The sequence below is a fragment of the Paenibacillus humicus NBRC 102415 genome, assembly GCF_004000905.1.
Classification (GTDB): domain Bacteria; phylum Bacillota; class Bacilli; order Paenibacillales; family Paenibacillaceae; genus Paenibacillus_O; species Paenibacillus_O humicus.
The window spans coordinates 19,234-29,797 of sequence record NZ_BIMD01000058.1; the positions used below are offsets into that span (position 1 = coordinate 19,234).

General features: G+C 63.7%; 6 protein-coding genes. 1 reads left to right on the forward strand and 5 read right to left on the reverse strand.

Going from position 1 to position 10,564, the window contains the following annotated elements; translation table 11 throughout:
• Positions 1 to 22: 22 nt before the first annotated feature.
• From PHU01S_RS22840 to PHU01S_RS22860, 5 genes are all read right to left on the reverse strand, one after another.
• Positions 23 to 1,747, reverse strand: coding sequence for an ABC transporter ATP-binding protein (locus PHU01S_RS22840; protein WP_127510116.1), 1,725 nt, complete (start codon positions 1,745 to 1,747; stop codon positions 23 to 25).
• A gap of 220 nt (positions 1,748 to 1,967) precedes the next feature.
• Positions 1,968 to 2,780: a winged helix-turn-helix transcriptional regulator gene (locus tag PHU01S_RS22845; protein ID WP_127510118.1), complete on the reverse strand. Its 813-nt coding sequence runs from the start codon at positions 2,778 to 2,780 to the stop codon at positions 1,968 to 1,970.
• 196 nt (positions 2,781 to 2,976) lie between these two features.
• Positions 2,977 to 4,809, reverse strand: a complete 1,833-nt coding sequence (locus tag PHU01S_RS22850; protein ID WP_127510120.1) for an ABC transporter ATP-binding protein — start codon at positions 4,807 to 4,809, stop codon at positions 2,977 to 2,979.
• A gap of 259 nt (positions 4,810 to 5,068) precedes the next feature.
• Positions 5,069 to 5,818, reverse strand: a complete 750-nt coding sequence (locus tag PHU01S_RS22855) for an AAA family ATPase (protein WP_127510122.1) — start codon at positions 5,816 to 5,818, stop codon at positions 5,069 to 5,071.
• A 52-nt stretch (positions 5,819 to 5,870) separates the two neighbouring features.
• Complete coding sequence (locus PHU01S_RS22860; RefSeq protein ID WP_127510124.1) at positions 5,871 to 7,154, reverse strand: stalk domain-containing protein; 1,284 nt, start codon at positions 7,152 to 7,154, stop codon at positions 5,871 to 5,873.
• A 335-nt stretch (positions 7,155 to 7,489) separates the two neighbouring features.
• Between PHU01S_RS22860 and PHU01S_RS26760 the strand changes: the two genes are divergently transcribed.
• The coding region (locus PHU01S_RS26760; RefSeq protein ID WP_246029317.1) for a DEAD/DEAH box helicase at positions 7,490 to 10,564 on the forward strand (3,075 nt) is incomplete at its 3' end.

Here is a 10,564-nt window from a genome sequence, read left to right on the forward strand (position 1 = left end):
CCGCTCGGGCTCTGCAGCCCGGTCATACCTGCATGCCGGCGAGACGGGCGTACAAGCCGTCCCGGGATGCAAGCTCCTCATGCGTGCCCTCCTCCTCGATGCCCCGCTCCGAGAGCACGAGGATCCGGTCCGCGCTCCGGATCGTCGACAGCCGGTGGGCGATGACGAACGTCGTCCGGCTCCTCGCCAGCCGCTCCAGGCTTTCCTGGACGGCCCTCTCGCTCCGGTAGTCCAGAGCGGAGGTCGCTTCGTCCAGGATGAGAATGGACGGATTCTTGAGGAATGTCCTGGCGATGCTGATGCGCTGGCGCTGTCCGCCGGACAGCTTCACGCCCCGCTGCCCGATCATGGAGCCGTAGCCCTGCGGCAGCTCCCGGATGAAGACATCGGCGTTCGCTTTCACCGCCGCTTCCCTGATCTCCTCGTGTGTTGCATCCGGCCGGCCATAGCGGATATTCTCCGCGATCGTCCCCGCGAACAGATACGATTCCTGCTGCACGATGCCGATATGGCTGCGCAGCGACTTCAGCGTGATGTCCCTGACGTCCTTGCCGTCGATCCTCACCGTTCCTTCGGTGCATTCGTAGAAGCGGGGAATGAGGCTGCAGAAGGTCGTTTTGCCGACCCCCGAGGGGCCGACGAGAGCGATGAACTCGCCAGGGCGGGCTATGAAATCGATGCCCGACAGCACCTCCCCCTCCTCCTGCGAATAGCGGAAGCCGACGCGGTCGAATGCCACTTCTCCGCGTACATGATGAAGATCGGCGGCATGATCGGCATCTCCTATATCGGGCTGGATCTCCATCAGCTCCCGGAAGCGCTCGAATCCCGCGATTCCGTTCTGCAGATTTTGCGTGAAGTTCACCAGCATCCGGATCGGCGCCATCAAGGCGCCGATATAGAGCAGGAAGGTGATCAGGTCGGGCAGCTGCAATTCGCGGCGGCCGATCAGGTACGCGCCAACGACAACGACCAGAATCGTAAGCAGCGACACGAAGCTGTTCAGGCCGTTGAACATGACCGCCTCGGCCCAGTAGCCTTTTTTGCGGCTGTCGAAAAAGCGGCGGTTGCGGCGCCTGAACTTTTCCGTCTCGGCCTCCTCCCCGTTGAAGGCCTGCACGGTCCGGATGCCGGCGAGCGTGTCCTCGAGCTGGGCGTTGATGTCGCCGATGCGCTCCTTGCTCGTTTTCAGCGCCTTCTTCAGCTTCCCGCTGTATAGATAGACGAGCAGGAACAGTACCGGAAGAATGCCGAAAATCATCCAGGCGAGCGGGCCGCTGATCCGGCTCAGAATGAGGAAAGCGCCGATAATCCGCACCAGCGAAACAACGACATCCTCCGGCCCGTGATGGGCCAGCTCCGAAATGTCGAACAGATCGTTCGTCATGCGCGACATCAGCTGGCCGGTGCCGGCGTTGTCATGGAAGGCGAAGCTCTGCTTCTGGACATGGACGAACAGATCGTCCCGCATGTCCGCCTCCATTCGCGCGCCCATGGCATGCCCGAAGTAATCGGTATAGAAGCCGCTTGCGTACTCGACGATCATGAGGAGCACGAACACGCCGATGATCCTCGCCATCATCTCTACCGCTATCCCTTGCTCGCTGATCGCCTCGCTCGTAATGCGGTTGATCAAAATCGGGTAGGCAAGGACGACGAGGGAAGCCAGGGCGGCGAAGAACAGATCGGCGGCCAGCATGAGCCGGTAAGGCTTGTAATAGGCGAGAAAGGCTTGAAGCCATTTCATCGGGAGCACCTCCTGCGGACGCAGCTTCCTCCAGCGGAGCATGCGCCTCCTGCCCTATCGTATCCCTGTTCTCGGCGCGCTCTCTACGTAAAGGATGGCTATAGCCAAACGGAACCTGCGGAAGCCGCCATCGCACGAGGAGGAGATGGAGGCGCGGGGATGGATTTGACGGATAAAAAAAAAAGCGCCCGCGGGCGCTTCTTCCTGCCTGATGATCGTGTCAGTCCGCGAGCCGGTAGCCGACCCCTCGGACCGTCTCGATGTACATCGGAGCCAGGGCGTTGTCCCCCAGCTTGCGCCGCAGGCTCTTCACATGGACGTCGACGACGTTGCTGTTGCCGAAGAACGGCGCATCCCAGATCGTCGCCATGAGATGGTCGCGCGTCTGGACGGCTCCTTCCGCGCCGATGAAGCTGAGCAGCAGCTCATACTCCGTCTTGGTCAGATCGATCGGGCTGCCGCCGCGGAACACCGCCATGCGCTTCGTGTCCAGAATCAGATCCTTGAAGCCCAGAATGCCTGGATCAGCCTCGTCTGCGGCAGGATGCCGAAGCAGCCAGTCCTGGACGAACTCCAGGGCGGCCGCAGGAGCGACGGTCGGCATGCCTTCCGAATCGAAGCCGGTGCGGAAGGCCTTCCCTTCCTTGTGCCGGTCGTCCAGAAGAACGGCCCGGCTCAGCTTGGAAGGATCGGACGTGAACGTACGGAAGCCGGGATCGCTGCCCAGCATGTCGGCCGCGCTGCCGTCGATCAGGTACAGGTCGGCCTGCAGGCTGTGCAGGACGTAATCGTCCGCGCGATGGAAGACCATCACATCGTAGCAGGCGGCGGACAAATCCCGGATCAGCTCATGCAGCAGGTTGGGATACGGGCTGATCAGCACGATCCGCCGCGTCGAGGCGCATACGATGGGCGGCGGGGCGGCGGCGGTGACGGCGGATGCTCCGGAATCAGCTGTTTTTGCAAAGCCATAGCCCGGCAGATGAAGCTGCGCGAGCTTGACCAAGTCTTCTTCGGAATAGATGCTGTTCACTCCACAATCTCCTCCTATCCGTTGCCAGTTGTGAGAGGATCGGTTCTCGTTTCTATCTCTCTGTCTCTATTTTCTATTTCAATCTCTATCTGTTGTGCAACCCCATGACGTTCAATCGAGAGCCGGCAGACGCGAGTCCGCCTCCCGTTCCTTGCCGGCGGCATGCCGCCGGCTGCTTCTAGTATAATTCCGGCTGTCAGCGGGGGTCAACCGCCTCCGCCGCCTCGTCTTCCTTTGGCGAGCGCAGCTGGCGCAGCGCGAATTCGCGGTACAGCTCATGCGTCTCCAGCAGCTCTTCATGGGTGCCCCGGCCGGTGATGCGTCCCTTGTCCACGAACAGGATCTGGTCGGCGTCCACGACGGTCGACAACCGGTGGGCGATGACGACCGTCGTCCGCCCTTCCATCAGATTGCCGAGCGCCTGCTGCACGATGACCTCCGACTGGCTGTCGAGCGCCGAGGTCGCCTCGTCCAGCAGCAGGATGTCCGGATTGCGCAGCAGCGCCCGCGCGATCCCGATGCGCTGCCGCTGGCCGCCGGACAGCTTGATGCCCCGCTCGCCGACCTCCGTGTCGTATTTCTTCGGCAGCTCGTTGATGAAGACGTCGGCATAGGCCAGCCGGGCCGCTCTCTCCAGCTCCTCCGGCTCCGGCGCGCGGTCGATGCCGTACGTCAGGTTGTCGCGGATCGTGCCCGCCATGAGCGGGCTTTCCTGCGCCACATAGCCGATCCGGCTGCGCCAGCTGGCGAGCGAATAGTCCGCGAGCGGCACGCCGCCGATCAGCAGCCTTCCTGCCGTAGGAGCGTAATACCTCTCCAGCAGCGAGAACAGCGTCGTCTTGCCGCCCCCGCTCGGACCGACGATAGCCGTTACCTGTCCCGGCTGGATCTCGAAATCGATGCCCCGAAAAATCGGCTCGCTGCCGGCATAGGCGAACTCCAGTCCTTCGGCCGTGACGGGAGCCGACGCGCTGCGGAGCTCTTCGCCTGCGGCGAAGTCCTCCTCGGTCTCCTCCAGCGTCGCGCTGATCCGCTCCGTCGCTCCCATCGCCTTGTTGAATTGGGAGAAGAAGACCGCGATCTGGCTGACCGGCATGATGATCTGCATGAGATACAGGATGAAGGCGACGAGATCGCCTGCCGTCATCGCCCCGGACGACACGCGCACGCCGCCGTAGCCGATGATGATGACGAGCAGCATCATGATGGTGAAGGAGACGGCCGGGCCGATCCATGCTCCGACCTTGCCTTCCCGCACGCCAAGCCGGTACAAGGCGCGGATGCCCTTGAAGCCGTGCTCCAGCTCGCGCGGCTCCGCGCCTGAAGCCTTGACGAGGCGGACCTCCGACAGGACGTTGTTGATGCCGCCGGAGAAGGAAGCCGTCTCGTCCTGCGTTTCCTTGGCGATGCGGTGCATCATCATGCCGAGCGGCACCATGATGCCGGCGAGCACCGGAATCGCGATGAGCAGAATGAGAGTCATGCGCCAATCCAGCGTCAGCAGCAGGATGAACGCTCCGATCGCCGAGATGATGCTGGTGACGAAGCCGACCAGATGATCGGTGATGAGTCCGCGCACGACGCCCGTGTCGTTGGTCATGCGGCTGACCGTTTCTCCCGTCTGGTGGCGGTCGTAATAAGCGACCGGCAGCGCCATCAGCTTGCGCCACAGCCGTTCGCGCAGGCTCGCAACGACATGCTGCCCCAGCCGGGCGAGCAAATAGCTGGAATACGCTCCGGCCAGCGCTTGGATGACGAAGAATCCGGCCAGCATGACGATATGGCCCGGCTTAAGGGCGCTCAGGCTGAAGCCGTCGATGAACTGCTTGGTCACCATCGGCACGACGAGCCCTGCCGCCGTTGAAGCCAGGCTCAGCAGCAGCGCGACGGCGATCAGCTTTTTGGGCGGCTTGGACGCCATGATGAGCCTGACGAAGGAACGCCAGCCGGCCCGCTTGCCTCCTTGTCCATCGGATGAAGCGGCTTCGCCGCGCCCGCGGTAAGATGCGGTTTCGGTTGAAGATGACATGCGCCTGCAGCCCCCTTTCCCTCTATCCGTCCCGAGGGAATCTGTTTGCTCTTATTATAGGACCCGCTCAAGTTCCATTGCCACTCGGCCGGCGGCAAGCGGGAGTCCCGTTCTCCCGGTTGGGAGCTGAAGGGTCCGCGCAGCCTGTCCGGCTGCCTCCCGGAAGGTACAAAAAGAGGCGCGAGAAATTCTCGCGCCTCTCCTCATTCCCTCTGCCCGCGCCTCCGGCTCCGTCGATTCGGGAGCACGAGGATTCGGGCTATTCCTCCGTGAACAGCTCCTCCAGCATCGGACTCCGGTTGTTCAGGAACTGCCTCGTCACCCGGAAAGGCTCCGTCTCCTCCAGCGCGACCTCCTCGATGCCGCTCCCGCCGAGCTGATAGATGACGGCGTCCGGATAAGCCATCAGAATCGGCGAATGCGTGGAGATGATGAATTGGGAGCCTTGGCGGACGAGCTCGTGAATCCGGGCCAGCATCGACAGCTGCCTGGTCGGCGACAGCGCCGCCTCCGGCTCGTCCATCACATACAGTCCTCCGCCGCCGAACCGGTTCATGAAGGTCGCGAAAAAAGATTCCCCTTGCGACTGCTCATGCAGCGAGCGGCCGCCGTAGCTGTCGATGATGGAAGGGCCGCCTCCTTCACGGTCCAGCTCCTCGATGCTGCTCGCCAGATTATAATAGCTCTCGGCCCGGAAGAAGAAGCCGTCCCGCGGCTTGCGAATCCCTCGTGCGAGCCTCAAATGCCGATGAAGCTCCGAATGGGAGGCATAGGTGGAGAAGGTGAAGTTCAGGCTGCCGCCCTCGGGATTGAAGCCCCAAGCGACGGCGATGCCTTCCAGCATAGTCGACTTGCCCATGCCGTTCTCTCCGACGATGTACGTCACCTTGGGATGCAGCGCGAGCCGGTCCATCTCCCGGATGACCGGGAGCGAGAACGGGTATTCCGCGAAGGAGGGCACGCTCTCCCGCAGCAGCTGCACGCTTCTTAGATAAGCTTCCCGCTGCATTCCGGCCCCGTCCTCCCTTCTCCATGCTGCAGTTGAAAATAAATCGGTATCATCAGCCCTCTGCCGGACCTCTGAGCTTGACTGTCCGTTCCAGAGCCGTCAAGGAATCGGCGTCGACCAGGCCGGGACCGAGCCGCCACAGCGCGATGCCCTTGAGGCCGTACCGCTTGGCCAGACCCGCCGGGCCCGACAGCGACAACGCCGTTTCGCTGTTGAAGTTGATGCCGAGCAGCAGCTTGCTGCGGTCGGTCTCCTTCAATGCCAGCCGGATGGCCTCGTCCACCTTGGCCAAGGGCTCCGGCTTGCCGCCTTGCTCGTAATCGTACGCCATGATCGCGATCTCGTCGGACAGCTGCGCCAGCGTTTTGTAATCATAGCCTTTGTAGGAGCCGTTCAGCGGATGCAGCGACAGCGACAGGCCGAGTCCGGCCGCCTTGGACGCAGCGCGCAGCTCCTTGACGAACACGTTGAACGACTGCGCGGCCGCCGCCTTGTCTCCGGTCATTCCAAGCCCTTCAAAGTCCAGGTCGATGGATTTGAAGCCTCCCTGCGAAGCGGCGTCGACGATGCCTTTGACCGTCTCGGCTCTCAGCGAGGAATTCCCGAGCATCTTGGTCAGCTCGCCTTTGGCATCCCCGGAGAAAACCATTAATTCCGTCAGGCCGCCCGCCGCGCCTGCGCCCGCTACGATCGACTCGGGAGTGACGTCTCCGTCGGCTTGGGGCCAGTAGAAGTCTTTGCCCTTGAGCGTGAGCCTGCCGTCTTCGCCGATCCGGCCCCAGCCGAAGGCGACCGCGTCGAATCGGCCCAGCTGCTTCACTTGGGAGTAGGATTTGATGGCATAATAGGCTTTTGTATACAGCTTCTCCGGAGGGGAAACGATCGATACGGTGCGGGTCGCCCCGTCCCAGCTCACCTGCGCTCCGAACGCGCTGCTGAAAAAGCTGAGCGGAACGAGCACCGTCCCGTTCTTCTGCACCGGGGCGGCGCCGAGCTGAGCCGCCGCGCCGTCGACCGTCGCCTGCTTGCTGCCTTGGCGCAGCACGACCTTGCGCTGGCCTTCATCCGTTGTCTTGACGGCCGTAACCGTCTTGCCGGCCGCATTCCACTCGACGGGAATCTGCAGCGCTTCGGCGATGGCCCGGAACGGCACCATCGTCGTCCCGTTCTGGATGATCGGCTGGGCCGGGAAAGCGAGCGGATACCCGTCCAGCAGGATGGTCGCGGACGGGGCCGAGCCGGCCGCGGCAGCGGTGCCGGCTTGCATGCCGCCTGAAGCCAGAATGGCTGCCGCCAGCACAGCGAGAGCGGGGCGGCGGATAGATGTTAAGATCATAAGAAGACAGCCTCCTTGAGTCGAAATCAATGTCAGTCGTCGTTTCTCTGCCGAATATTTCCACTAGAGTAGACGCATTCCAGTCCCGAATGTTTCACATGGACCTCCATTCCATCGCTGGGCGGAGCATCTGCTCCGGTCTCCAAAGTCGCTTTTAAAAGGGTGCCATCTAAAATCAAGGCAACTATCCGGCTGCGGCTAGCCGTGCTTTCGATTAGGACGGCAATGCGAAGTATAGTATCCTTAGAGGACAATGCTTAAGGCGCTACATCGCAGCCCTGCCGGCTCCATAGAGCCGATTTTTTCCTTCTAGGACAAGGAGGCTTGGTGATTCCATGACGACCCATCGACAGCCCGATCCATCGCTGAACCGGTTCCATCCCGTGCTTGCGGAATGGTTTGCGGGCTCTTTCGGCAGCCCTACCGATATCCAGCGACGGGCCTGGGCATCCATCGGGGAAGGGGAGCATACGCTGCTGGCCGCTCCGACCGGCTCCGGCAAGACGCTGGCGGCGCTGCTGCCCTGCCTGGACCGGGTGCTCCGCTCCAAGACGATTCCGGATGCAAGCCTGGACGGCGGCCTTGAGGCTGCCGGGGTCATGGTCGTCTATGTCACGCCGCTGAAGGCGCTGAACAACGATATTTACGACCATGTCACGGGATTCGTCGAAGAGATCGGACGCCAGTATGAACAATGGCTGGCCCATGAACATCCTGCCGGGCATGGCCAGGTATTACAAAGAATTACCTGCGCCGTCCGAACCGGCGATACGCCCGCCTCCAAGCGCGCCGCCATGCTGCGCAAGCCGCCCGACGTGCTGGTGACCACTCCCGAATCGCTCTATATCCTGCTCGGCTCCGAGAAAGGGAGAACGATGCTGCGCACGACCCGCCAAGTCATCGTCGACGAGATTCACGATCTGGCGGCGGACAAGCGCGGGTCCCATCTCTCCTTGACGCTGGAACGGCTCGAGGCCTGGTGCGGCCGTCCGCTGCAGCGAATCGGATTGTCGGCGACCGTAAGGCCGATGGAGCGCGTCGCCCGCTTCCTCGGGGGATGGTCGCCCGAAGCAGGCGGGTTGACGGAGGCTTCAGCTTCAGCCGCTCCTCTTTTCTCTCCTGATCAGGACGGCGACGGGTTCCCTACCCATCCGCTCGGCTATCTCCCCCGCCCCGTCGCCATCGTGGAAAGCGCGATGCCCAAGGCGATGCAGGTATCGGTCACGATGCCCGATCACAGCCGGCTGCACCGGACCCGGGAATCCGTCTGGTTCCCGATCATGGACCGGCTGCTCCAGCTCATGGAGGGAAGCCGCTCGACGCTGGTCTTCGTCAACAGCCGGCGGCTGGCCGAGCGGCTCTGCCTGCGGCTGAACGACTATACGGGCCGCGAGATGTGCCGCGCCCATCACGGAAGCATGGACCGGACTCGCCGCCTCGAGGTCGAGCGGCTGCTCAAGGCGGGCGAGCTGCGCTGCATCGTCGCCACCTCGTCGCTGGAGCTCGGCATCGACGTCGGCCACGTCGATCTCGTCATCCAGGTCGACTCGCCGCTGTCGGCCGCCTCCGGCATCCAGCGGATCGGCCGCGCCGGCCACGGAGTCGGCGAGGCGAGCCGCGGCGTCATCCTCGCCCGCCAGCGCGGAGCGCTGCCGGAAATCGCGGTGCTCAGCCGCATGATCGCCGAGCGCGACATCGAGCCGATCGAGATTCCCCGCGACCCGCTCGACGTGCTGTCGCAGCAGGCTGTCGCCATGGCTTCCGGCGGCGAGTGGACCGGGGAGGCCATGCACCGCCTGATCGCAGGAAGCGACAGCTACCGCACCTTCCCGCGCGGCAGGCTGGAGTCGATGCTGGCCGTGCTGGCCGGCTTCTATCCCTTTTCCCGGCCGCTGCTGGAGTGGGACCGGGGCTCGGACACGATCGGGCCGCGCAGCAACAGCTCCATGGCGGCGGTTACGGGAGCCGGCACGATTCCGCAGAGCAGCGCTTATCCCGTCCATCATGCCGACAGCCGCGCCCACATCGGAGAGCTGGACGAGGAGTTCATCCAGGAGAGCCGGGTCGGCGACGTGTTCCAGCTCGGCACGAACTCCTGGATGATCCGCCAGATCAGCAAGGACCGCGTTTATGTGACCGAGACGTCGAACAGCTTCAGCGAGATTCCATTCTGGCGCAACGAAGCCGGCTCCCGCTCCTACCTGCTTGGCAGGAGGGTGGCGGAGCTGTGGACGGAGCTGCTGGAGAGGCTGGAGCAGGGAGATGAAGCGGCTTTCCAGACGGGAAGTCCGGGCATTCCTGCGGAGCGGAAGGCGGAGAGTCCGAGCATTCCTGCCGAGCGGAAGGCGGGGAGTCCGGGCATTCCTGCCGAGCGGAATACCGTCCATTCCGAAGACTCCGTTCCCGGAATGGACAGCCTTGAGGACGGCAGCGCCTTGCCGGACGAGCCGGTCCATCCCGGAGACGAAGCCGTCATCTCCGAGCTCATGGAGCGCAGCGGCATGGATGACCGCTCCGCGCGGCAGCTGGCCGCCCTCGTCCGCGCCCAGGCCGCCTCAGGCGTCAGGCCGACCCGCAAACGGATCGCCGTCGAGGTGTACAAGGATATTTCGAACCAGACCCACATCGTCATCCATAATTCCTGGGGACGCCGCGTGAACCGGACTTGGCAGCTCGCCATCGAGCGCAGATTCGAGGAGACGCTGCCCTATCGCCTGTACGGCAACGCCAAGGACAACGGAATCGAGTTCGTGCTGCCGGAATGGGAGCCTTCCTGGCTCCAGGCCGTCCATTCCGTCTCCTCGGACAACCTGGCGGAGCTGCTGCTCGCGGCCATTCCCGGCTCCCCGCTGCTTGCCGTCGCCTTCCGGCGCATCGCCGAGACGTCTCTGCTGCTGGCCCGAAGCTTCACCCGCACGCCGATGTGGCAGATGCGGCTGCGCAGCGAGGAGCTGCTGCGCGCCGCCCTTCCCTACGGAGACCGCTTTCCCTATCTCGCCGAGGCGATGCGCGAATGCATGAACGTCTACCTCGATCTCGGGCGGCTGAGAGAGCTGCTGCGGGAAATCGAGAGCGGCGGCATCGCGCTTGAGGTCGTTCATACCTCTCGCCCGTCGCCGCTCGCTTCCCAGTTCGCGGCGGATTACGTGAATATGCGCATCTACGAGGGCGACGGCCTGGATGGCGCCGTCCGCGCCCAGCTGCTGCAGATGAGCCGCGAGCTCGCCGGCGAGCTGTTCGGCGCCGAGGCTCTGCGGGGCGCGGTCGCTCCCGAGGTGCTGGAGGCGGAGCGCGAGCGGCTGGGACAGCCGGCAGCCGGCCTGCGCAGCGAGGACGATCTGTACCAGCTGCTCAAGCGGCGGGGCGATCTGGAGCCGGACGAGCTGCTCCGGCTGGCATCGTCCGCTGGC